General features: G+C 40.1%; 24 protein-coding genes. 19 read left to right on the forward strand and 5 right to left on the reverse strand.

The features are described from left to right. The first annotated feature begins 59 nt into the window (after window positions 1-59). From CRO21_RS07420 to CRO21_RS07450, 7 genes are all read left to right on the forward strand, one after another. Window positions 60-1,526 (forward strand): MFS transporter, encoded by a 1,467-nt coding sequence (locus tag CRO21_RS07420; protein ID WP_097078692.1) that lies wholly within the window; start codon window positions 60-62, stop codon window positions 1,524-1,526. A gap of 527 nt (window positions 1,527-2,053) precedes the next feature. Then, window positions 2,054-3,217, forward strand: coding sequence for an AMP-binding protein (locus CRO21_RS07425; protein ID WP_097078693.1), 1,164 nt, complete (start codon window positions 2,054-2,056; stop codon window positions 3,215-3,217). A 10-nt stretch (window positions 3,218-3,227) separates the two neighbouring features. Continuing rightward, complete coding sequence (locus CRO21_RS07430; RefSeq protein ID WP_097078694.1) at window positions 3,228-4,049, forward strand: ABC transporter ATP-binding protein; 822 nt, start codon at window positions 3,228-3,230, stop codon at window positions 4,047-4,049. Window positions 4,050-4,058: 9 nt separating this feature from the next. Continuing rightward, complete coding sequence (locus CRO21_RS07435; RefSeq protein WP_097078695.1) at window positions 4,059-4,940, forward strand: branched-chain amino acid ABC transporter permease; 882 nt, start codon at window positions 4,059-4,061, stop codon at window positions 4,938-4,940. 3 nt (window positions 4,941-4,943) lie between these two features. Further along, window positions 4,944-6,014, forward strand: a complete 1,071-nt coding sequence (locus CRO21_RS07440) for a branched-chain amino acid ABC transporter permease (RefSeq protein WP_097078696.1) — start codon at window positions 4,944-4,946, stop codon at window positions 6,012-6,014. A 21-nt stretch (window positions 6,015-6,035) separates the two neighbouring features. After that, window positions 6,036-7,442, forward strand: a complete 1,407-nt coding sequence (locus CRO21_RS07445; protein WP_097078697.1) for an ABC transporter substrate-binding protein — start codon at window positions 6,036-6,038, stop codon at window positions 7,440-7,442. 13 nt (window positions 7,443-7,455) lie between these two features. Continuing rightward, window positions 7,456-8,199: an ABC transporter ATP-binding protein gene (locus CRO21_RS07450; protein WP_097078698.1), complete on the forward strand. Its 744-nt coding sequence runs from the start codon at window positions 7,456-7,458 to the stop codon at window positions 8,197-8,199. Window positions 8,200-8,331: 132 nt separating this feature from the next. On the opposite strand, the gene CRO21_RS07455 is transcribed toward CRO21_RS07450, so the two are convergent. The 5 genes from CRO21_RS07455 to CRO21_RS07475 all read right to left on the reverse strand — a co-directional run bounded on the left by CRO21_RS07455 (window position 8,332) and on the right by CRO21_RS07475 (window position 12,648). Continuing rightward, entirely contained in the window at window positions 8,332-9,159 is an 828-nt protein-coding gene (locus tag CRO21_RS07455) for an ABC transporter ATP-binding protein (protein ID WP_097078699.1), read from the reverse strand. Between the two features lie 25 nt (window positions 9,160-9,184). Beyond that, window positions 9,185-9,400, reverse strand: a complete 216-nt coding sequence (locus CRO21_RS07460; RefSeq protein WP_097078700.1) for a TOBE domain-containing protein — start codon at window positions 9,398-9,400, stop codon at window positions 9,185-9,187. Between the two features lie 206 nt (window positions 9,401-9,606). Next, on the reverse strand, window positions 9,607-10,659 hold the full coding sequence (locus CRO21_RS07465; RefSeq protein WP_097078701.1) for an NADP(H)-dependent aldo-keto reductase: 1,053 nt from the start codon (window positions 10,657-10,659) through the stop codon (window positions 9,607-9,609). Between the two features lie 18 nt (window positions 10,660-10,677). Beyond that, a complete protein-coding gene (locus tag CRO21_RS07470; RefSeq protein ID WP_097078702.1) occupies window positions 10,678-11,280 on the reverse strand; it encodes a nitroreductase family protein in 603 nt (200 codons plus the stop codon). 18 nt (window positions 11,281-11,298) lie between these two features. Beyond that, window positions 11,299-12,648 (reverse strand): LLM class flavin-dependent oxidoreductase, encoded by a 1,350-nt coding sequence (locus CRO21_RS07475; RefSeq protein ID WP_097078703.1) that lies wholly within the window; start codon window positions 12,646-12,648, stop codon window positions 11,299-11,301. 414 nt (window positions 12,649-13,062) lie between these two features. On the opposite strand from CRO21_RS07475, the gene CRO21_RS07480 reads away from it, so the two are divergent. From CRO21_RS07480 to CRO21_RS07535, 12 genes are all read left to right on the forward strand, one after another. Further along, window positions 13,063-14,421, forward strand: coding sequence for an LLM class flavin-dependent oxidoreductase (locus tag CRO21_RS07480; protein WP_097078704.1), 1,359 nt, complete (start codon window positions 13,063-13,065; stop codon window positions 14,419-14,421). 112 nt (window positions 14,422-14,533) lie between these two features. Continuing rightward, window positions 14,534-15,091 (forward strand): chromate transporter, encoded by a 558-nt coding sequence (locus tag CRO21_RS07485; protein WP_097078705.1) that lies wholly within the window; start codon window positions 14,534-14,536, stop codon window positions 15,089-15,091. After that, window positions 15,078-15,596, forward strand: a complete 519-nt coding sequence (locus CRO21_RS07490; protein ID WP_097078706.1) for a chromate transporter — start codon at window positions 15,078-15,080, stop codon at window positions 15,594-15,596. Before CRO21_RS07485 ends, CRO21_RS07490 begins: the two co-directional genes overlap by 14 nt. Before the next feature lie 215 nt (window positions 15,597-15,811). Beyond that, window positions 15,812-16,249 (forward strand): GNAT family N-acetyltransferase, encoded by a 438-nt coding sequence (locus CRO21_RS07495; protein WP_097078707.1) that lies wholly within the window; start codon window positions 15,812-15,814, stop codon window positions 16,247-16,249. 88 nt (window positions 16,250-16,337) lie between these two features. Next, window positions 16,338-17,210: a nitroreductase family protein gene (locus CRO21_RS07500; protein ID WP_097078708.1), complete on the forward strand. Its 873-nt coding sequence runs from the start codon at window positions 16,338-16,340 to the stop codon at window positions 17,208-17,210. Window positions 17,211-17,476: 266 nt separating this feature from the next. Next, window positions 17,477-18,445: a TauD/TfdA dioxygenase family protein gene (locus CRO21_RS07505; protein WP_097078709.1), complete on the forward strand. Its 969-nt coding sequence runs from the start codon at window positions 17,477-17,479 to the stop codon at window positions 18,443-18,445. Between the two features lie 151 nt (window positions 18,446-18,596). Then, complete coding sequence (locus CRO21_RS07510) at window positions 18,597-19,310, forward strand: Crp/Fnr family transcriptional regulator (RefSeq protein WP_097078710.1); 714 nt, start codon at window positions 18,597-18,599, stop codon at window positions 19,308-19,310. 467 nt (window positions 19,311-19,777) lie between these two features. Continuing rightward, window positions 19,778-21,232: a porin family protein gene (locus tag CRO21_RS07515; RefSeq protein ID WP_097078711.1), complete on the forward strand. Its 1,455-nt coding sequence runs from the start codon at window positions 19,778-19,780 to the stop codon at window positions 21,230-21,232. A 42-nt stretch (window positions 21,233-21,274) separates the two neighbouring features. Further along, window positions 21,275-22,375, forward strand: coding sequence for an ABC transporter substrate-binding protein (locus CRO21_RS07520; RefSeq protein ID WP_097078712.1), 1,101 nt, complete (start codon window positions 21,275-21,277; stop codon window positions 22,373-22,375). 101 nt (window positions 22,376-22,476) lie between these two features. Next, entirely contained in the window at window positions 22,477-23,718 is a 1,242-nt protein-coding gene (locus CRO21_RS07525; protein WP_171294003.1) for an MFS transporter, read from the forward strand. Between the two features lies 1 nt (window position 23,719). Next, window positions 23,720-24,583 (forward strand): ABC transporter permease, encoded by an 864-nt coding sequence (locus tag CRO21_RS07530; protein ID WP_228150386.1) that lies wholly within the window; start codon window positions 23,720-23,722, stop codon window positions 24,581-24,583. Window positions 24,584-24,593: 10 nt separating this feature from the next. Next, window positions 24,594-25,382, forward strand: coding sequence for an ABC transporter permease (locus CRO21_RS07535; protein WP_097078714.1), 789 nt, complete (start codon window positions 24,594-24,596; stop codon window positions 25,380-25,382). Window positions 25,383-25,384: the final 2 nt, after the last annotated feature.

Below are 25,384 nucleotides of genomic sequence, written 5' to 3' on the forward strand. Positions count from 1 at the left end.
AACTTAATATTTTTCTCGGTTCTGTGATGTCTTGATATAGAGATAAAAAGGATAGTGTTATGAGCAGCGTATCTGAACTAGAAAGTCAACGCTATGAAATTAATAGCCCTAATGATGTGTCGTCATTGGTGTCAAAATTTGCCGGGCAGGGCAAAAGTAATAAAGTGATTTGGTTAGCATTAATCGGCGTATTTATTGATGCCTATGATCTAACCACTTTATCCTTTGGTATTGATCAGGTGGTGGAAGAGTTTTCCTTAACACCGGTAATGACCGGTGTCGTCGCATCGGCAATCATATGCGGTACCATTGTTGGGAATATTCTTGGTGGCTGGCTGACAGATAAGATCGGCCGTTATCGTGTATTTATGGCAGATATGGTGTTATTCGTGATTGCTGCCATTGTGGCCGGTTTTGCACCAAATGTATGGGTCTTGATTCTGGCACGATTTATTATGGGCATCAGTGTCGGGGTAGATTTACCAGTCGCTATGTCTTACTTGTCAGAGTTTTCAAAATTTAGTGGCAAAAGTAATAAAGCAGCACGTTTAGCAGCATGGTGCCCGATGTGGTATGCAGCATCTTCAGTGTGTTTTGGTATTGTCCTTGCGTTATATTTTTTACTTCCACCTGAACATATTAATTGGCTATGGCGAGCATCTCTGATTTTTGGTGCTGTACCTGCATTGTTGATTATTTTTATTCGGGGTAAATATTTGACCGAGTCACCGATTTGGTTGGCCAATCAGGGAGATCTGGCAGGGGCTGCCAAAGTGTTGCGTGAGTCCTATCATATTAATGCCCATGCCAATGTTGCTCGGGTAGAGAAGAAGCAGACTGAACGTAAACAAGAAGGTTTTTTGGTTTTATTTAACAAGACATATTTATCTCGTACTATCGTATCGATCGTGATTCATATTTCAGTGGCGTTTCAATACACCACCATTGCATTTTTCTTACCCTCTATTTTAAGCCGATTTTTTCATACCGATGTATTAACCACAATTTCTACGACGTTAGGGTTAAATCTTCTATTTGCCTTTACGGGTGGTTTACTCGGCGTTTATGTTGCGAGTCGGTTTGCTTCGCGGCATGTTTTGCTGGCAGGATTCGTTTTGCAGTTCATCGCACTTATTGTGCTGGCATGGATTGGACAGCCGGCAAATGCTGTCTTGCTTTATCTGGCGATCGGCATGTTGGGACTATGGCTGTTTTCGGAAGGCTTTGGCCCAGGTGCGCAAATGATGGTTTATCCGACCATGGCCTATCCCGCATCCATTCGTGGTGTGGGTGTCGGATTTAATCGTGCGGTAACTGGGGTGGCGCAAGCAATCGCAATGTTTGTATTGCCGATCTGGATGGCAAATTATAAAACCGATGTCTTTTTGATCATTTCTATTTTCGCAATTGTCCCGGTTATTGTCATTGGTTTCTTAATTAAATATGAACCGACAAAACAGGATGTCGATGCAGTGATTGAGGAAAATCAGGATAAAAAAATCGTAGGGCATGCGCTCCCTGATTAAGTTCAATTCACCTTGTGTTTGTTTTGATGAGCAGATGGATCGCTGTAGGACAAGAACATTATTCCAGTATGATTCACACATTTTAGGCTGTCATGTATAGGTTAAAATAATGGAGATTTGTGATATGTATAAATCTCCATTTTATTGTTTATTTACTCATATGCTTTTAAATCCCAATACTTTATTGCTAGATGGCAGAGTTAAGTTTATTCGCCAAAGAAATTTCATGTTCCTCTATCTTAGCTATAAATTCTTGATCATAAAATTACATTTAGATGAAATATCTGATGTAGGCATATAAAACGATAATATCCATTAGCACATTCAGACTTTAATGTTGCCCTTACAACAACAGTTCAACAATACAGCATAAATAGTATGCAAATTGTCTTTGAGATATAAATATAACAATATGAAAAATATATAAATTTTAGTTGGCATGTAAATTGAAGACATCACAATAATATTTATTTTTTAAATGGATAAAACCAAAACAGGTTTTGTCCTGTGAGGGGAAGTATTACACGATGTCAGATCACCTCCAAAGCCTTGCTACATTATTGGCATATCATGCACAGGTACGTCCGCATGCGATCGCATTACGCCATAAGCAATTGGGTTTGTGGCGGCAATGGTCATGGCAACAATTACTGGAGATGAGCCAGCGCTATGCATCGGCTTTAACCGCCTATGGTTTTCAAAAAGACCAGACCTTTTTTATCGCCAGTTCCCCTAATGTAGAGGTGGTGGCAATCAGTATTACGGTACAGGCGTTAGGTGGTCGGGTGCAATTACTGGATCAAGCCGCAGAAGAGCTGGATGCGGTACAACTCCATCAGGATTTAAATATTTTACAGCCTGATTATGTACTGGTTGAGCAGTTGCAACAACTCAGTCCGTTGGCTTCTTTGAATTATCATCCAACCTATATTTTTTATATTGAACAAAATAATTTAAGCGCATTTGATCATGAATATATTGTTGATCTTAAAACTTTATTTTCTGAATTAAAGCCACAGCATCAGATTGAATTCAAACAAATTCGTACACCCTTGATGCAAACTGCATTTAGTTTTGAAAAAGTTGAAGATGGACAGCGTTTTCGGGTGTATTACTCGCATCAGGAATTGATTGAAGAAGCGCAGCGCTTAGTAGATGCCTATCAGCTTGAGGCAACAGAACAGGCTTTTATCGCACGGGCATTTTCCAGTGTTGGACATATTCGTTATTTATGGTCGGCATGGTTATATGCCGGTTTCTGTTTGAATATCCCGGAATCATTACAAACACGCGATCAGGATCGGCAAGTGATTTCACCGAGTTTGGTGCTGGGTACCAAACAAACCTATGAACGGGTAGAGCAATTGATCATGGCACGCTTACCAAAATCCGATTCATGGCTATTCCATCAGTATCAGGCGGCAATTCAGCAAATTGGACAACAACGTACACCATCTTTGATACAGCGACTGGTATTTGCATTGTTTAAACAGGCGATTTTAGAAGAGCTGGGATTCTCACAGTTAAAAACTGCATTGATCGTAGGAGAACCGGTATCTGATCAAACAGCACAATTTTATCAGGCATTGGGTATTCAGTTACAACACTGGGGCCAACATGCAGCATGGCAGGCCATGACCTCTACGATGTCATTAAACCTCACATCATCTTCCACAATAACAATACATTAGGAGAATCTGGATGTCTGCCGTAATACAACAGGAAATTTTGCAGCTACAAGATATTGATCTATCGTTTGCAGCGTCTCAAGTCCTTAAAAAATTGAATTTTCAGGTGCGCACAGGGGAGATTTGCGCCTTGATTGGTCCCAATGGGGCTGGTAAAAGTTCGGTGATTAATATTATTAATGGGATTTATCGACCACAGGCTGGACAGATTATTTTTGCGGGTAAAGTACTCAAACAGTATAAAGCAAAGCATGCACCATATCTGGGGATCGCGCGAACCTTTCAGAATTTGGCCTTATTTAAGCATATGTCGGTGCTGGATAATGTGTTGACTGGTCGAGTGTTAAAAAGTCGTTATTCCGTGCTTGGTGCAATTTTACGTTTACCTAGGAGTAAACGAGATGAGGATTTACAACGCCTAAAAGTTGAAGAAATCCTGAAATTGCTGAATCTACAACAATATCGCGACAAGGTGGTAAGTACCTTGTCTTATGGTTTGCAAAAACGGGTTGAACTGGCTAGAGCACTGGCTGCGGAACCGAAACTGTTGCTCCTTGATGAACCGATGGCGGGCATGAATCATGAAGAAAAACAAAGTATCGCCGAGTTTGTAAAAAAAATAAATCTACGGCTCGGCATTACTGTACTGATGATTGAGCACGATTTGGCTGTGGTGATGGAGATTTCAGACCATATTGTGGTGCTGGATTACGGTAAAAAAATTGCCGATGGAACGCCACAGCATATTCAGCAACATCCGGAAGTATTGAGTGCCTATCTTGGGGTACAACGTGTTGATGTCACGCCTTCCCATTCGAATGAATTAAAAATATGAGGGTTTAGTATGTCATTTTTTTTAGAGGTTTTGCTGGGTGGCACACTTGCCGGGGTGATGTATTCACTGGTGGCAATCGGATTCGTGCTGATTTATCGGGCATCTGGCGTGTTTAATTTTGCTCAAGGGTCGCTGGTACTGTTTTCGGCATTGACCTTTGTCAATTTAACCGAACGTGGTGTGCCATTTGTGCTGGCATTTATTGCGACCATGCTGGTGATTTTTTTGCTGGTATTACTGATTGATGCCTTGATTTTAAAGCACTTGATCAATCGCTCGGTGATGACTTTATTTATGGCCACACTGGGTTTGAGCTACATCATCGAAGGTCTGGCACAAACTGTCTGGGGCACACAGGTTCATGGCTTGGATATTGGAATTTCCGATGCGCCGATGAATTTTTTTGGCATCATGCTGAGTAAATTTGATTTATTTGCTACAGCAATTGCCGGCAGTCTGGTGATTATTTTGTCGCTGCTATTTAGTAAAACCCGTTTTGGTATTGCCTTGCGGGCCGTTGCAGATGACCCATTGGCTGCACAGTCTGTCGGGATTCGGTTAAATAGAATCTGGATTTTGGTGTGGACCGTTGCAGGCTTTGTTGCACTGGTCGCAGGTTTGTTGTGGGGCGCACGTCTCGGTGTGCAGTTCTCATTGTCACTGGTAGTACTTAAGGCTTTACCTGTACTGATTATTGGTGGTTTTACCTCAATTTCAGGCGCTATTGTTGCAGGTTTGATTATTGGTGCAACCGAGAAACTGGCAGAAATTTATCTGGGTAGCATCATCGGCTCTGGGCTTGAAAACTGGTTTCCCTATGTGCTTGCCATACTTTTTTTATTGGTACGTCCAACGGGTTTGTTTGGTCAGCAACAGGTAGAGAGGGTCTAGCAGATGTTTTTATTTAGTCAGGCACGACAATTTACTCAGCATTATCAAGATGAACAGCGTATTTTTCGCTTAAAAGAACACCGTATTCTGTTTTTATTTGCCTTATTGATTGCCTTTGTTTTTGTCCCTTTTGTCGGTTCGGATTATTTATTTAATGCGATTCTGGTGCCTTATCTGGTGCTGGCACTTGCAGGTCTGGGACTTAATATTCTCACTGGCTATACCGGACAGTTGTCTTTAGGATCGGCGGCATTTATGGCAGTTGGGGCATTTGCCACCTATAACCTTGAGCTACGAATTCCACAATTACCTTTATTACTCAGTATTTTTCTGGGTGGTGTGATTGCTGCATTATTTGGTGTTCTGGTTGGCCTGCCAAGTCTAAGAATTAAAGGCTTTTATCTGATTGTATCGACGCTGGCTGCACAATTTTTTGTGCCTTGGTTATTTACCCAATATGGCTGGTTTACCAATCATAACGCTTCGGGGGTGATCACCGCACCCCGACTGGAGATTCTAGGATATTCCTTAAATAGTCCGGTCGGACATTATTTATTGACTTTAAGCATTGTCGTACTCCTCACCGTAGTAGCACGGCATTTAATCCAGAGCCAATATGGACGTAATTTTCGTGCAGTACGTGATATGGAAACAGCAGCGACCACATTGGGTATTCCTGTTGGACGGACCAAATTGTTCGCATTTGCTGTGAGCTCATTTTATCTGGGTATCGCAGGTGCATTATGGGCATTTGCTTATCTGGGAACGATTGAAGCCAATGGTCTGGATCTGAATCGTTCTTTTCAAATTTTATTCATCATCATTATTGGTGGTTTAGGCAGTCTGGCGGGCAGTTTTTACGGTGCCGCTTTTATCGTGCTATTGCCGATTGTGCTCAGCATTTTAGGTCAGGCGGTCTTTGGTCAAGCGATTGATCAAGCGTTATTACAAAACCTGCAAAAAATTATTTTTGGGGCTTTGATTATTTATTTTCTGATTAAAGAGCCAGAAGGGCTAAGCCGTTTATGCCGCAATGCATATCAACGACTGAGAACATGGCCGTTACGTTATTAATTATTTTTTAAAAGGTATGCGATGAAACTATTTAAATCTTTATGGTTTTGGCTAGCGGTGATTGCACTGATCTTAATTTTGATCGTGTTTTTAACCAGCAATAAAAAGACCAGTGAACAGCAGTCGGCACAGGCGCAGCAAGACACGGCAACAGGGGCACAAAGCACCTTGTCCGATCAAAATGCCCAGTATTTTCCTTTGCAAAGTTATCGGGTTGGTCCTTATGCAGCAGCGGGGACGGGCTTTTTTGGCGGATTTATTGATTATATGAAAGCCATTAATGCACAGGGCGGTGTTAATGGTGTCAAGCTGGTGTGGTCGGAATGTGAAACCGAATATGTGGTGGAAAAAGGTGTGGAGTGTTATGAGCGTTTGAAAAAAGGCCTGAATGGTGCGCCTGCCGCTGCAACTAATCCTTTGTCGGTGGGAATTGCTTATGCCACGCTGGAACGCTCAACGCAGGATAAACTGCCATTGATTACCATTAACCATGGGCGTACCGATTCGACTGATGGCCGGGTTTTTCCTTATGTATTCCCCTTACAGCTTAATCCCTACAGTGAAGTCTCAGCTATTATTAATTATTTGGGACAACAAAGTGGTGGATTGGATCAGCTAAAAGGCAAAAAAATTGTGGTGCTATATCACGGTTCGCCTTACGGTAAAGAAACCATTCCGGTGATTGATATTTTATCGAAGAAATATGGTTTTAGTGTGACGCATATCGAAGTGCCGCATCCTGGCAATGAACAGCAGTCACAATGGTTGAATATTCGTCGCATTCAACCTGATTGGGTAATCTTACGCGGATTTGGCGTGATGAATCCTGTGGCTTTAAAAACCGCACAAAAAGTCGGTTATCCCTCGGATAAAATTATTGGCAATATCTGGTCGAATTCTGAAGAAGATGCTGCGCCAGCGGGTGATGCGTCCAAAGGCTTTATTTCGATTACTACGCATCCATCAGGTACCAATTTTCCTGTCTTGCAACAAATCAAAAGCCTTGTGGTGGATAAAGGGCAATCTGATCTTAAAGATTCGAAACAGTTTGGTACGGTGAATTATAACCTAGGTGTGGTTAACGGGATTTTGAATGTGGAAGCGGTACGTGTGGCGCAAGAAAAATTTGGTCATCGTCCACTGAGTGGTGAAGAGGTACGCTGGGGCTTTGAAAATATTCATTTAACTGATGAACGTCTAAAAGAACTGGGTGCTTATGGCTTGGTTCAGCCTTTAAAACTGTCGTGTGAAGATCATGAAGGTGGCGGTGCAGTACGTTTTCAGCAATGGGATGGCACAAAGTGGAATGTGATCAGTGACTGGGTGCAGGCAGATCGCGCCTTATTACGTCCAATCATCGAAGAATCCTCACAGAAATATGCTAAAGAACAAGGCATTACTGTCCGTGACTGTGCTGCGGAAAGCTAAAAAGGAGTACGCTATGACCATACTGCTTGATGTACAAAACATTGAGGTAGTCTATGACCAAAGTATTTTAGCCGTCAAGCAGGTGAGTCTGGCTGTGCCACAAGGGGCAATTGTGGCATTGCTGGGCGCAAATGGTGCAGGCAAAAGTACCACACTCAAAGCAATTTCGCAGTTGATTGCGGCTGAGAATGGCCAGATTCATCGTGGAGAAATTATCTATCAGGGCGCGTCCATTCTTGGACAGAATCCCAGTGATATTGTCAAAAAAGGTTTGGTACAGGTACTTGAAGGTCGACATTGCTTTGCCCATCTGAGTGTAGAAGAAAATCTACTGACTGGCGGCTTTATCCATCGGCCATCACAGGCAAAATTACAGCAGGCATTGCAACAGGTTTATCATTATTTTCCGCGGTTGGCGGAGAAGAAAAATACTTTGGCTGGTTATACTTCTGGCGGTGAGCAACAAATGCTGGCGATTGGTCGGGCGTTGATGACGGATCCCAAACTGATCTTACTCGATGAACCCTCCATGGGACTGGCACCTAAAATTAGCCATGAGATTTTTGAATTGATTGGCAATTTACGAGCAGAGCAAGGGATGAGTTTTCTGGTTGCAGAACAGAATATCCAGTTGGCACAGGATTATACCGATAATGCCTACGTGATTGAAAATGGAGTAGTTCGCTTATCCGGACAAACCAAAGCACTATATGAAACAGGCGCAATTCAAAGGGCTTATCTTGGGCAAACGGCTTAGATTACTGCATTATTATGATGATAAAAGCACTGAACGGATATTTCGTCAGTGCTTTTATTTGTAGCACATTCTCTTATTTTCTAAATACATTTCAATCATTAATTTTATAGAGTGAGGAATTACCCAGAAAGGCTATACCGAAAATTGATATTCATTAAATTGTCGGCGTGTTAATTCAAGTGAATGTAATTCTTCAGATGAAAATTGGCTAAAATCTTTCAGTATTTCATTTTTGATATTGGTGAGTCTAAAATCTTCCCGATGTCTGGGATGCGGGACGTCAACAGGAATAATACGTTTAATGACACCAGGATTAGGTTGCATCACCACCACACGTTCGCCTAAAAATACGGCCTCTTCGATATCGTGGGTCACAATAATCATGGTAATTTTTTCAGTTTCCCAAATGCGTTGCAGCTCTTGTTGTAATTTTGCCCGAGTAAGCGCATCCAATGCACCAAAGGGTTCGTCTAGAAGCAGAATTTTAGGGCGATTGACCAATCCTCGAGCAATGGCAACACGTTGACTCATACCACCGGAAAGTTGTGAGGGGTAGGCATTTTGAAAAGCGGTCAAACCGACCAGTTCGATATGTTCATCAATGGTTTTATCCTGCTCTTCACGACTTAACGTGCTGTTTTGTAGGGCGACTCGGATGTTTTCTCGCACATTTAACCATGGAAACAGACGATGGTCCTGAAATACAATACCTCTTTCCAGACTGGCGCCTTGGATTGGTTTACCATCAATTAAAATGTCACCAGAAAACTCCTGTTCTAGTCCGATTAATAATCTTAATAAGGTAGATTTACCACAGCCGCTACTCCCCACGATACTGATAAACTCGCCAGGTTGAATATTTAAAGAGATATGATCAAGTACAGGTAAAGGTTGATTGTTTTTTTGCCGATAAAATTTACTGACATCTTTGATCGACACTGCACCAAGAAATTCTGCCATGAGGAACTCACCTTCTCGTTATTGTTTATAGTTTTGCTAAAGCGACTTCAGTTGCTTTAATCAGGACCACTACTTCATTTCCGACTTGGATATTTAAATCTTTTACCGAGCGTGTGGTAATAACTGAGGTAAATAATCCGGCAGGTGTTTCTACATCCACCTCGGAGACGACAGGACCTTCAATGATTTCCTTTACGATTCCCTTAAATTGATTACGTACATTAATTGCTTGAATAGTCATGAAAATAAAATACCTATATTAAAATAATTGAATAATTATATGGGGTTTATATTGATTTAAAAAATAATAATAACTGATATTAAATGCATAAAATGTATTAAGTGGTTTCTTTGAATAATTATATAGAAAAGCATTATATGTTCTATTGATATAAAACATATAATATATAGTCTGATTATAAAATAATATTGGGTTGTCTAATATTATTACGGACTCGGATTTGGATATTGTTGATGGATTTTTTCAATTTTTGAAAGTATATCTTCAGATAAATGAAGGTGAATACTATCAATATTGGTTTTTAGTTGCTCCAGATTGGTGGCACCGATAATATTACTCGTTACAAAACGCTGCTGATTAATATAAGCCAATGCCAATTGTGCTGGATCCAGATGATGGGCTTTGGCTAAATCGACATATAATTGGGTGGCTTTTACTGCATTTTCACTTTTATAACGACCAAAGCGTTGCCATTTTGTGATTCTCGCACCTTCAGGTAATGCACCATTGAGGTATTTTCCGGTCAGATGTCCAAAAGCCAAAGGTGAATACGCCAATAATCCAACCTTTTCCCGAATCGCAATTTCGGCATTACCAATTTCAAAGCTGCGATTCAATAAATTATAGGGATTTTGGATCGAAACAATACGGGCAAGATTGTGCTTTTCGGCAAGATGGAGAAATTGTGTTACACCCCATGGTGTTTCATTAGATAAACCAATATGACGAATTTTTCCTGCTTTGACCAAATCGTCCAGAACCGTTAATGTTTCCAGAATTGGAACAGTATATTCATCCTCGACATGATGATAACCTAACTGGCCAAAAAAATTAGTTGTGCGATCAGGCCAGTGTAATTGATATAAGTCAATATAATCAGTTTTTAAGCGTTTTAAGCTGTCGTGTAAAGCCTGTTCAATATTGGCTCGATTATGGCGACTTTTGCCTTCACGAATATGGTCTGTTCCTCCATTGGCAGCGGATGGGCCTGCAACTTTACTGGCAATAACGAGTTTGTCCCGTTGTTGGGATTTTTGGGCTAACCATGTTCCAATATAGCTTTCAGTCAGGCCCTGAGTTTCTGGTTTTGGCGGAACCGGATAGAGCTCGGCGGCATCAATAAAATTAACACCTTGATCAATGGCATAATCTAGTTGTGCATGGGCTTCTTGTTCAGTATTTTGTTCGCCCCATGTCATGGTGCCCAGTGCAATAATACTGACCTCTATCTCGGTTGTGCCTAATTTTTTGTATTGCATTACATCTTCCTGAACGAATTAAAATGTTGTTTCAACAGAAAATTTCCCTTCATAGGTAAATTGCTCAGTTGGGTGGCGGGTACTTGGAAATTCACGAGACTGGAGATGATCGGGTAGATTGTCTTTGTCTCCTTGTTTGCCGAGGACAATAATGGCCTGAATGGCATAGTTGTCAGGGATGGCTAAATTATGACGTACCTGATCTTGATCATAACCACCAATGGCATGTGTTTTCCAGCCTTTTAAATCGGCTTGTATGGCTAAATGTGACCAAGCAGCCCCTGTATCAAAAGCATGACTACGCAGTTGTTGCTCAGTATTTTGTCCGGGAACTAAAAAGTTGGTTTTAGAGATCACCACAATTAAAGCCGATGCATCTTTTGCCCAAGACTGATTGTATTCAGATAATGTAGCAAAGATATTGTCCCAATGTGGTGTATCTTTGCGTGCATAAATAAATCGCCAAGGCTGTGAATTCCATGCTGAAGGTGCCCAGCGAGCCGCTTCAAACAGTTGCTGTAATGTGGCTTGATCAATAACCGCTGGGCTAAAACTACGAGGCGACCAGCGTTGTAAAAAGAAATCTTCAATATCATGATTTGATTGGCGAATATAGGTCATTTTTATTTCCTCTATTTTTTAAGATACTTTATGGTGTTGCTGATGTAGAACATATTGATTTTGAGGACGCGCTAAGCCTAGATTTTCCCTTAGAGTATTGCCTTCATAAGCAGTGCGAAATAAACCGCGACGTTGTAATTCAGGCACAACCAGATCAACAAAATCATTTAAACCTTCTGGTGTGGTCGGTGGCAGTACATTAAATCCATCCGCCGCTTCATTTTCAAACCATTCCTGTAGTTGGTCTACCACTTGTTCCACTGTACCAATCAGTTGCCAATGCCCACGGACACCGGCAATCCATTCGTATAGTTGACGAATGGTGAAATTATTTTTTCTGGCAATATCAATAATTAATGCGCGACGACTGATTTGAGTTTCTGTTTCTGGTAACTCAGGTAAAGGTTGATCTAAATCATATTGAGATAAATCCCATCCACCTGCCAGCGCACTTAATAGCGATAGGCCTGCTTCAGGGCGGATTAATTTTGTCACCCGATCATATTTTTCACGCGCCTCTGCTTCGGTTTTACCGACAAAAGCCGATACGCCAGGTAAAATAAGCAATTGATCTGGCGTGCGCCCATATTTGGCGAGACGACTTTTAACATCACGATAAAATTCTTGTGCACTGGCCAATTCCTGATGCGCAGTAAAGATCACTTCAGCAAATTGTCCGGCAAGCTCACGACCCGGTTCAGATGAACCCGCCTGTACAATGACAGGATAACCTTGTGGTGGGCGTGCAATATTCAATGCACCTTTCACCGTATAATGTTTACTTTTGTGATTTGGATGATGCAATTTTTCAGGATCATAAAATTGTCCAGTTTCTTTATTATAAACAAAGGCATCATCTTCCCAGCTATCCCAGAGTTTTTGAATCAAACTTACATATTCTGCCGCGCGTTCATAGCGTTCTGCGTGAGTAGGTTGTGTATCATAACCAAAATTATATGCCGCAGCTTCAGATGCTGTGGTGACCACATTCCACCCCGCACGTCCTTTACTGATATGATCCAGCGACGCAAATTTACGCGCCAGTAGATACGGTTCTTCATAGGTGGTGGAAGCGGTGGCAATAAAGCCAAGATGTTTGGTCACAGCCGATAGGGCGGCAAATAAAGTGACAGGTTCAAAGCCCACCACTTTGTCGCTGGTACCATTATCTTTTAAATTACCAAAGTTGACAGACAGGCCATCTGCCAGAAAATAGGCATCGAACAAACCTCGTTCAGCAGTCTTTGCCAGTTCAATCAGATAGTCGATATCGAGCCCGCGATCTGCCTGAGATTCTGCCAAGCGCCAGCCAGCAGCATGTTGACTGGTGGCGGGGATAAATGCGCCTAATCGAATTTTTCTACTCATGATATGTTCCTTTTTTAAATATAGAAGACACTTTAAATGTATTTTAGTTATATCAATAAACATGCCATAAATTATTAATATATTAATCAATAACTTATTTTTTTATTTGATCAGGGGTGATGAATTTTAAACGTAAATGCTGATAAATGAACAGGTCAAAGCTGAATATGCGTAAGAATACGCACAATACTATTTTGTTTGGTTTTGAGCAGATAGGCGCAGAAAAATTTTAAAAGTAAAAATATGCGTATTTTTAAGCGTAGCATCAGCACAATCCTGATGAATAATCAGCATCTTATTTTTTTAAAAACATAACTATATGAAAATTATAAAAATAATAACTGGCATGTATTTTGACTAAGATAATGATGCTGAGCAAGTGATTTAAATAATTTTAATCGAATGGAGATTACAATGAGTAGAAAGATTAGATTGGGTGCTTTTCTGCCCGCAACCGGACAACATCTCGGTGCATGGCGACATCCAGAAGCTTCGCCTGAAAGACACTTGGATATTGATTATTTAATCGAAATTGCACAAACCGCAGAACGAGGTTTGTTCGATGCCTATTTTCTTGCTGATTCACCTGCCATTAATTTTGGTGGATCGGCTGGGATTGATCATGTCGGTGTCAGTAGTAAGGTCGCAGGTTTCGAACCTATTACTTTATTTGCTGCTTTATCGGCTGTGACTAAAAATATTGGTTTTATTGCCACTGCATCGACTACCTATGAAGCACCTTATTTACTGGCGCGTAAATTTGCGTCGCTAGATCATATCAGTAAAGGACGTGCAGGTTGGAATGTGGTTACCACTGCTTCGACTGAAGCTGCTTATAATTTTGGTTATGAGCAACAGATTCCGCATACCGAACGTTATGATCGGGCGCAAGAATATGTGGGATTGATTCAAAAACTCTGGGATAGCTGGGAAGATGATGCCTTTGTTTATAATAAAGAAACTGGACAATTTTATGATCCTGAAAAATTGCATCATCCAAATCACAAAGGTAAACATTATGCGGTGAAAGGTGCGCTCAATGTATCCCGTTCACCACAAGGTTATCCTGTGATTGTACAGGCGGGTTCATCTGAACCGGGTCGTGAACTGGCAGGGCGTTATGCAGAAGTCATTTTTACTGCACATCAGGAATTAGCCAGTGCGCAAGAGTTTTATCGTGATGTTAAAAGTCGTCTTGCCAAATATGGACGTACGCCGGATCAGTTACTGGTTTTACCCGGTGTATCTATTTTTGTCGGAAAAACCGAAGCAGAGGCACACGCAAAATATCAGGAGTTGACCCAGTTGATTCGTCCAGAAGCTGGTCTTGCTTTATTAAGTGGCTTAGCCGGTGGTATAGATTTTTCGGATTATGATTTAGATGCTCCATTCCCGGACATTCAAGCCGACGCTACAGTACGTAGTCGTCCTGCATTGATTGCTGATATTGCCAAGAAAAACAATTTTACGATTCGTCAATTGTATGAGTGGGTGGCGGGTGTCCGTGGGCATTGGCAACTAATTGGTACAGTGGAACAAGTGGCAGATCAACTACAGGAATGGTTTGAACATGAAGCGGCGGATGGCTTTAATATTTTACCGCCAAGCACGCCTGCGGGGTTAAATGACTTTGTTGATCTGGTTGTGCCTGAATTACAACGCCGTGGTTTATTTCGTACCGCATACGAAGGGACAACCTTACGGGAAAATTTAGGCTTGGCACGTCCGGAAAACCAGTATGTATTACAGCAGAAACAGACAAAAGTGTCTTAATATTGAAGGTGGCGTTAGATCCATCTGGGGCACTGGTTTTTATGAATAATAAAAATGAGTGCTCTGCTAATGCTCAGTCATGAGGTTATTAGGCACAAATTTTAGGAGAAAAATGAACGATATCATTTCACCAAATTGTAAGACCATATTCTTAGGTTTTTTAAAGCTGGGATTACTTGGTTTTGGTGGCGTTTTACCGCTGGCGCGATATATGATTGTTGACCAAAAAAAATGGTTAAGTGCAGATGAATTTACCGATTTATTAGGTATTTGTCAGATTTTACCGGGTGGAAATATCATCAATATGTCCATTGCGATAGGTCTGCAATTTGAGGGTATTAAAGGTGCAATAAGTGCAATTACCGGTTTATTTTGTGCACCTATCTTTATCGTGATCTTGATTTATCAATTTTATCTACAATTTCAGCATATTGTCTGGGTGCAACATTTTATTTTGGGAATGGCCGCCGCCGCCGCAGGATTATTAATTGCAACAGGCTTGAGAATGTTAAAACCGATACTGAAAGAAGATCTTACCATTATCACGTTGCTACTGACTTTTATCTTAATGATCGGGATGAAGCTACCGTTGATCATGACTTTATTATTATTGCTGGGCGTGAATTTATGCATGATTAGGATGAAAAAACACAAATATGGTATTGATTAGCCTAGCGATCATTTTTACGCAATTATCATTATTAGCTTTTGGTGGAGGAAATGCGATTCTTCCTGAGATGAAGCATCAAGTGGTAGATGCTCATCATTGGCTGACAGCACAACAATTTAGTGTCATGTTTGCCATGTCACAAGCTGCGCCTGGTCCTAATATGATGATTGTGCCGTTAATTGGATGGTATGTGGCAGGATTACCCGGCGTATTGGTGGCAACTTTGGCCAAATTAGTCCCGTCATCACTGATTATGATATTTTCCATGCAATCATTGGATAAAATCAAAGGTCATCTTTTTTATCGCTATTTTGAACGGGCCTTGAAACCGATTACAGTCAGTTTGATTCTAGTGAGTGGCTATCTTATTGCTGGAGCGGCTGCACAAAATTATTTATTGATAGCCATTATTTTACTCATAGCCTGTCTAAGTTATTTTAAAAATTTGCATCCATTTTGGCTAATGTTACTAGGTTCTGGTCTGGCTGTTTTGCTGCTACATTGACATATTGATCATTTAGACCAGTTTATTTTTATTAAAAAAGCATTGGTTGCGTATTTTTACGCATAGCAGCAACAATCTGTGCGTAAAGCAGCGGCCTATCGTTGTTGAGTTATTTTATTTATTTGAAAAATATAATTATTTTTTGTGGCATGAAAGTTGAATAGTTGATAAAGCAATGATTACTTGAACCTTGTATAACTGATTTAGGGTGAAAAATGGTCGATTTTAATAAGATAAAATATTCTACAGATAAACAGACATTTGACTTAAATGTGATTCATCGTTTTTTAAAAAATAGCTATTGGAGCAAAAATATTCCGCAGATTGTCGTTCAACAGGCCATTGAAAATTCGTTTTGTATTGCTGCATTTCTGGAAGAAGAACAGATAGGCTTTGCGCGTTTAATTACAGATTATGCGACATTTGCCTATTTAGCAGATGTTTTTATTATAGAAAAATATCAACGACACGGCATTGGTAGCATCTTGATTCATCATTTAATGAAAGAAGCCGAGACGATGAATTTAAGAAGAATATTATTAGCGACCCGAGATGCCCATGATTTATATACAAAATATGGTTTTTCATCATTAAAGCATCCACAAAATTTTATGGAGATTGTTCGTCCAAATATTTACGTGGCAGCAGGCTGATTTTGTAAAAGATGTCATGAATCCTATTTTAAGGTTCTGGCGAGATGACGACATAAACGTAATTATTTAACCATTAAAGGAACTCACTATGACAACACTTCAACCTTTACTCCAACAACGTTATGGTAATTCACAATCATTACCTGATGTTTTTCAACATGCAGATTTATCTGATTTTGATAATGCAGTATTGACGACTTTGCTATCACATGCGTCTTTACGACATTTTAGTGATCGTACCGTAAGCGCAGAAGTTCTATCCGTATTGATTGCAGCAGCACAATCTGCATCGACTTCTTCCAATTTACAAGCATGGAGTGTGATTGCAGTCCAAGATCCAACCCATAAGGCGCAATTATCGCAACTTGCGGCCAATCAGGCATTTATTCGTGAGGCACCTTTATTTTTAATTTGGACCATTGACCTCCATCGCCCGACTGAAGTGATTGAATTGGCTCAGCCAGATGGTGCAGTGGAGCAAGCTCTCGGCTTGGAATCGGTAGATAGCTTATTAATTGGTACAATTGATGCGGCATTGGCAGCACAAAATTTAACTATTGCCGCACATTCACTGGGGTTGGGTTCAGTTTATGTTGGTGCAATTCGTAATAATTTAGAAGAAATTATCAATTTATTAAAATTGCCTAAAGGGGTTATTCCAGTATTTGGTTTGGCTGTAGGATATCCACAAGACCATCTCCAAAAAAGTATAAAACCTCGTTTACCTCAACGGGTTATTTTACATCATGAAGTTTATCAGACAGACAACGATCTGGATGAAACAGCTTTAGGCCATTATGAGGCAATACTCAACCAGTTTCAGATACAGGCGGGTCAAGCACAAGATCGCTGGCGTGACAAGGTTTGGCAAAGATTGAATGCGTTGCATGGTCGTGAAAGGTTAGCCGCGACATTTAATCAACAGGGATTAAATATTTTTTCCGAAAAAAAAGATAAATAAATTTAATTAACTCAATATATTATTTTGAATGTAGATAATGTAGTATTTTTTTAATTTAGTCTGGCGAAGTAACATGATTACTTCGCTTTTTTATAATAAAGAATCGTATTATAAGAAAAATATTAAAGTTTATAATTTATTGTTCTGAGTAATGTTAAATAATTGACAAAGTGGATTATTTAAACCTTATAAACTGAATTTGTCAGTTGAGTTCAAACATTGTTTTGAGTCAATGTTTTAAATCAATATAATTAAAGGAAATTAAAATGAGCCAAATTCAATTAGCCAATCCATCTCAATCAGAATATGCATATCAACATATTCAGGTCAAACCGATTACCGGACGTATAGGTGCTGAAATCTCCGGTATCAAGCTAAGCGGTCAGTTAGAGGATCAAGTGGTGACGGAGATTAACCAAGCTTTATTACACTATAAAGTGATATTTTTCCGGGAACAACAGCATTTAACGGATCTCGAACAAGAGGCTTTTGCTGGATTATTAGGTACACCATTGAATCATCCCAGTGTGCCAATCAAAGATGAAACCAAACATACTTTAGCGATTGATTCACGTGGTGGCCGTGCATCTTCATGGCATACCGATATTACATTTTTAGCGAATTATCCGAAATATACGATTTTAAGAAATGTCGTTGCACCTGAAGTGGGTGGAGATACGGTTTGGGCAAATACCACCGCAGCCTATGAGGATTTAACGCCGGAATTGAAAACTTTGGCCGAAAGTTTACGTGCCATCCACACCAATGTTTACGATTATGCCAGTCGAGTAACTTCCGTAGAAGAGAAGGAAGGGCGTAAATTATTTACTACAGCTGTTGAGATTGAAACAGAGCATCCATTGGTCCGTGTACATCCTGAAACGGGTGAAAAAACACTGGTCCTCGGACATTTCTTTAAAAGTTTTACGGGTCTAAATAATGAAGACTCACGTTTATTATTTACTTTATTTCAAAACCATATCGTACGTTGGGAAAATATTGTACGCTGGCGCTGGGCAGTAGGTGATGTGGCGATCTGGGATAATCGTGCGACGCAGCACCGCGCAATTGATGACTATGGCGACGCGCTAAGAATTGCAACACGGGTAACCTTAGAAGGTGATATTCCGGTAGGTGTTGATGGTCGATCAAGTCAAATTATTAAAAATATTGTGAATCAGGATATTTCTGATTTACGCCGAGATGAAGGACGCATCTATAAAAAGGTTTCTTAAGCACAAGCAGATTAGCGATTATAAAATTTAAGTCAAGCTGGAACTGAAATCATGAATAAAGATAGCGAAAAATAATAGTTTATATTTCTAAGTACAAGACTTAATATCAAATGTGTATTAAGTCTTTTTTATTAGGTTAAATGTGGTTTTAATGGCAAAGGATCAGTTTAATTCCAGAGAGTGGCTGAAAAATATATTAAATGAGGATGCTGTTTTTACGGGATTTAGTCATGAGTCAAGACAACTAATACTCAAGCATGCTTCATTTCGGCGTTTTTTATCTGATCAGCTGATTCTGGATCACGGACAAATCATCGAAGATGTGTATATTCTATTAAATGGCACATTACAGGTGGGCTGGTTGCAAACCGATGGTCAGTTAAAACTGAATAATTATCTTGTGAATCAGAGTGTTTTTAATCTGGTTGCTTTTTTACAGAAAAAACCACTGAATTATGATTATTTTGCCATTGGCCAAGTTGAAATTTCGATCATTCCCGGAGCAGTATTTTTACAACAATTAAAACAACAACCCGATGCAATGTGGCATGTTTTACAATTGCTTAGCCAACGGATGTATACTTTATTTGAACAATCCCGCTATGTGCATACTGCAAATCTGATACAACGGATCGCCTATCATTTAAATCGTTTAGCCATACAATATGGTGATTGTCAGCATAATACCTGTTTGATTGGTATTCGTATTACACAACAAGAATTTGCAGAATTATTTGGTGTATCAAGACAAACATTACATAAAAATCTACAATTTTTTTTGGAACAAAATATATTGGAATGGAATTATAGTCAGATTTATATTTTGGATATGGCTCAATTAGAAAAAATTTGTGAACTTGAATAATTTTTTATAAAAACACTGAAGATTTATATGAGTTTTAATTATAAATTTCTAATAATTTTTAGTTGATATGATATATTTTATTTTAATAAAAGATGCTATTTTGGTGGTATTATTTAATCTTGTAGATTTGATTTAATTTTTTAACTTGTGCGTAATATTGGGCACGATGCGTAATATTAAGCACCATGTTGTTTTGTGAGCATATATAATAAAAATAAATTTAATAAAATCAATGGAATAAAGTTGGTATGTTTCTTGATTAATAATAAGTCAATTGAATTAATTTTAAACTTCAGTTCTTGGCTTAATTTGTTTGATATCACAATTTTGTATAAGTGCTCTTAATGTTTTTTTTGAGAATTTATGGTTTTTTATCTTTGATAAAAATAAACAGATTGTGTTGTGAAAATTGAGTGGGATTAATTCATTTTACATAAATTTTTTTACTAATTATTCTTGGAGCTATTGTGAAGCAAAATAATCTTGCAATATCTATTGCACTGGGTGTGACTTTATTATCAAGTAGCAATGTGGTATTTGCTGCCAACGAAGAAATATTGTTAAAACTACAAGCTCAAATTGATGCCTTGCAACAACAGGTTAAAAATTTGCAGCAAGGTAGTTTATCTGAGGAGAGTGTCCAACAGGTAACGGTTCGGGAAGAAGGGGAGGTTGTTGAAGAGGATAATAGTCGAGTCATTGCAACCAAAGCTGATGTTGAAGGGGTTCAGGCTGCATTAGAAAGTTATAAGTATGATCAGGATCGCTTGCGTGAACGTAGTACTGCAAAAACGACGCGTGATACAACCTTATTTGGTACAGTCCAGTTAAGGGCACAAAACGACAGTGTGCCTACCTCCGCAGGAAATAGTAATGACTATGAAACACGCAAGCTAAATTTTGAAGTGCCTTTAGCGCAATTTGGGGTACGAGGTAATCTGTATCGTGATTATAAGGAAGGTAAAAATCTAACCTATCAATTGTCATTTGCTTATGCCAAACGTACAGGCAGTAATACCAGTGATGTCAATCTACAGGATGCATGGTTGCAATATAGTTTTGCACCGACCAATGGTGGACTAGAAGATCCCAAGCTAACATTAACTTTCGGTCAACAGCAAATTCCATTTGGTCAGGAAGCACAGTCACCCGAAGATTTAAGACCAACGATAACTCAGGCTCGTGCCGTCGGGCAGCTGGGTTTGGGGACACGTCAAATCGGCCTAGTATTAAGAGGGGATATTAAACCTTATACCGATTACGCTGCCAATTATCGCGCGCCATTATTGGAATATGCCTTGGGCGTGACAAATGGGAATGGCTGGAATAGAACAGATGATAATAACAGCAAAGATTATGTCGGTCGTTTGGCATTCACCTTACCCGTCGACTATGCCAGTATTTTTCGTGAATTAAAATTCGGGGCATCCTATAAAAAGGGTACCAATAATATTTCAGGTGGTACATCAGTCGGTTTAATCACTGATAAAGGTAAAAATGATGTTTTAGGTCTGGATGTTTATTATAACCATGCGCCATTTGGTGTGACCTATGAATATTATAAAGGCACGCGGGATGCATTAATTTCAGGCACCACCGGTACGCAAGAAATAAAATCTGACGGTCAAACGGCAACCCTGTTTTATACCGTGGGTGATCAATTTTATAACAGTATAAAAGCAGCTGCCAAGTTTGACGACTTCTGGCCAAAATCTATTCAAGCCTATTATCGCTTTGACACCTTTGATCCGAATACCGCCACTGCAAAAGAAACAGGAGAGGTGGATATTCACTCTTTGGGTCTGAATTTCTTCTTCGCACAAACTACCAAGTTTCAATTGGGTCTAAGTCGCTGGAATTATGCCAGTCCTGATGTGAAAGACAACAATCAGGTACAAGCACAATTCCAGTATGGATTCTAAAGTGCTGCGTTCAATTTTAATTTTTAATCAAGAGAGATCTTTATGAAACAATTTATACAACGTCTTCTACTTGCCGCAACTGTTGTTGCCTCATTTATTCCATTTTCTACTGTTTTTGCAGCAGAGAATCCCACAGTAATCCGTTTTGGGGTACCCGGAGCCGGTGAAGGCGGACGACCAAAAACAGGTGGAAGTTTTAATGCGACAGCACATTTGCGTGGGATATTGGAACAAGAATTTAAAAAAGATGGGATTAAGGTGACTTGGTCTTTTTTCCCGGGTGCTGGCCCACAACAGAATGAGGCATTTGCCAACGGAAAAATAGATTTTGCCTCGCATGGTGATTTACCCGCCATTGTCGGGCGTTCTACCGGTTTAAAACATAAAGTAATCTTTTCACCAGGTCGCTTTACCAGTGCTTATTTTGTTGTGCCGGCTGACTCAACAGCAAAAAATATTCGGGATTTGAAAGGGAAGACAATTTCTATTTTTAAAGGCACCAATGGTCAGTTGGCTTTAGGCCGTCTATTGGAAAAACATGGCTTAAGTGAAAAAGATTTCCGTGTTATTAGTCAGGATACATTCTCTGTACGGACGTCATTAGCAACCGGAGATATTGACGGTACCATTACCACGCCTTGGTCTTTAGAAGCACGTGGTGTTGCCAAACGTATTTATGATGGCCGTAATGACCGTACGACTTATGGTCCAAACGTATTCTGGGTCAGCGAAGTGTTTGAGAAAAAATATCCGCATATCGTGCAACGGGTGGTCGATACTTTTGTGAAGCAAGCGTATTGGAGCACCTTGGAAGCAAATCGTGATACTCAATATCGGTTATGGGCGCAATCGGGTATTCCTTATTTAGATTATAAACGTGAATGGGATGGCGTGAATCTAAAAGAAAAACTGAATCCTTTACTAGACCAATATTTCTATGCAGCTACCAAGAAATCTGTTCAGCAATCAAAAAGTTATCGTTTGATTCGTCGCGATGTTGATGTCGATAACTGGGTTGAACCCAAGTATTTGAAAGTTTCTTTACAGAAGTTGGGTCTGGAAAATTATTGGCCGCAATTTGATGCCAATGCCAAGCAAATTGCAGGGACAGGGACTCAAACAAAACCGACCAAAGCGTGGTAATGCAGGATTAAAAATAATCAGGGAAGATTTTTATCAAATTTTGTAAATGGAAGTTATACCGCTGTTTTGTCGCTGGAAGATGATTTATGTCGAGGCTGATGATGCCAAAAATTTCTGATAATGCTCGTTTTATGCTGAGTTTTATCTTAGTTGCTTCAACTGCTGGTCTTGGAATAGGTACAGCGAAAGTTGCAACCTCATTGTTTGCTATTGAGTTAAATGCATCAGAATTTGAGATGGGGTTGGTGGCAGCTGCCCAGACCATTGGCATTTTATTTATGGGACTACCGACAGGCGCCTTAATTAATCGTTTCGGTCCATTAATACTGTTTAGTACAGGTAGTTTATTGTCCGGGCTGTGGTATGCCTTCACCCCGATGCTACAGCAAACATGGTTTTTGATTGTGTGCAGTACTTTAGTGAGTTTTTGTATGCCATTACGTTTTGTGTCATTGAATACAGTCTTTATGAGTCAGCTCTACCAGATTGGTGCTGCCAAAGCTGGCTGGTTTCGTGGTGCGCATATGATCGGCTTTATGTTACTGGGGCCCATGTTGGCAGTGTGGTTAGTCCATAGTCTGGGTTTTGTTGGTGCATTTTGGGCCTTGGCAACGCTGTTTATTGTGCCTGTTTTTATCGCGCCTTTTATGTTTCGTGATTATAAAGTAGATCGCAAAACGTCTCCTCGTATCAGTTGGAATGCCTTGATTGAGCCGCTTTCACTTTTGAAAAAGGAATTGGCCTTGCGCTATGCCGCATTGATTGAGTTTGCCAGTAATGCAGCCATGAGTTATTTCACCTTTTTTATTGTGGTGATTGCGATTCAAAGCTATGGCTTTCATCCCGCAGCAGCAGCGAGTTTGGTGACGTTATATGGACTGGTTTACATGGTGGCATTATTTGGTGTCGGCCTGTTATTGGCACGTATCGGTGAAAAACACTTTTATCAACTTGGTTTTGCAATTGTCGGGCTAGGCTTGTTGTGTTTAGGCGTACCTTTTACTGCATATTGGTTGTGGTTGGGCGCACCGATTTTGGGTCTGGGTTTGGGTATTGTCAATGTCGCAAATTTATCAGCATTTGCTCATATTGGCCAACGGGTGGGTATGGCCAACGTTTCAGCCTTGTCATCATTTTCTGGACCTGTCGGAAGTTTATTGGGCAGTATTTTAGGTGGGTTATTTGGACACATATGGGGATTACAAACACTATTTTTCCCCGTGGCAATTTTGTTTTTGGCTTTAATTATCTTATTACAGATTAAAGATCCATTTAGACAAAGTGGCCTTCAACAAACACATGATACAGAGATTGATATTTTAACGAATGTGGATGGGCAATGAGATGAGTATTGTGAATGAGCAAAAAATGAGTCACATCACCGAACAGGATAATCTGCATTCCCCTCGCATATTGGCCTCGGTGAAGCGTGGCTTGTTATGGTTGGGACGTTCGGGTTTGAGTGTAATCCTCGGATTGATTGTACCTATCTTACTGCTGGGATTTTGGCAGTATGTTTATCAAAAACAATGGTTACCCGAACAGATTTTGCCAAGTCCTGTCTTGGTGTGGCAAACGTTTTGGGAGCTTATAGAAACGGGCGAGTTAACTGAAAACTTAGTCATTAGCCTAAAACGAATTGGCTGGAGTGTATTACTGGGGGGCGGCATTGGCTTATTGCTTGGATTTGTCATTGGTTTATCACGTAAAGCTTATGCTTATTTATATCCAACCTTTAATTTGATTGCACAATTTCCAGTGATTGGCTGGATTCCGCTGTTACTCATTTTTCTTGGTATTGGTGAAAGTTTAAAAATTGTCGCGATTTCACTTGCTGTGGTCGTGCCAGTAATGGTGGCAACGTATAAAAGTGTTAGCAATGTTTCTGAAAAATTCATTGAAGTCTCAAAAGTTTATGAGTTTAGTCAGTGGCAAACTTTGCTAAAAGTGATTATCCCGGCAGGCTTGCCCAATATTGTCAGTGGATTGCGACAAGGCATCATGCAGGCATGGCTGGCATTGGTGTTTGTTGAGTTGTTGGCAAGTAGTGAAGGGATTGGTTATCTGATTGTATGGGGACGTCAGTTGTCGCAACCCGATATTATCTATATGTCGATTATTGTGATTGGGGTGATTGGTTATTTGCTGGATGGCATTTTACAACTGATTGAAAAACGGTTTAACCATTGGCAAAACCACGCATTCTAGGAGGTCATTCATGGCATTTATTCATCGAATTCAAACACTGAATTGGCAACACATCAATTGGCGTGGTTGGGTGATTCCGTTATTGTTTATCCTGCTATGGAGTGTTGCCTCTTGGCAAAACTGGGTTAATCCCAAGTTGATTCCAGCACCTATTGCCGTATTACATACGGCTTGGCAGCATATTTTCCAATTAGAATTCTGGCAAAGCATTGCAGCAAGTTTAGGACGTGATTTAAGCGGGTTTGCCATTGGCAGTTTCTTTGGTATTGCTTTTGGTATTTTGGTCGGTTCATCCAAAATAGCCAACTATTTGTTTTCTCCGAGTTTTAATGTATTGCGTCAAGTGTCTTTATTTGCATGGTTACCGTTGATTACCACCTTTTTGGACCATGGTAATGGTGCCAAGATTTTATTTATCAGTTTATCTGTATTTTATCCGGTTGCACTGCATACCATTGATGGCGTGCGAGGTATTTCCTCTAAGCAATATGAAGTCGCACAGGTCTACGCTTTTAGTCGTTGGCAGTTACTCCGTCAATTAATTTTACCCGCTGCGGCACCTCAGATTTTCGTTGGGCTACAGTTGGGCTTGATCTTTGCGTGGCTTGCGACCATCGGTTCGGAGTTCTTATTGGCAAGTTATGGCACTGGTTTAGGCAATCTGGTGATTCAGGGACGTGCTGCCATGGATGTGGCTTTGATTGTATTTGGCCTGATCGTGATTGGTCTGATTGGTATTTTATTAAATAGTCTTGCCAATCAGTTAGAGCGTCGCTGGCTACATTGGCGCAACCATTGAGG

This window comes from Acinetobacter puyangensis (assembly GCF_900096995.1).
In the GTDB taxonomy this organism is placed as follows: Bacteria; Pseudomonadota; Gammaproteobacteria; order Pseudomonadales; family Moraxellaceae; genus Acinetobacter; species Acinetobacter puyangensis.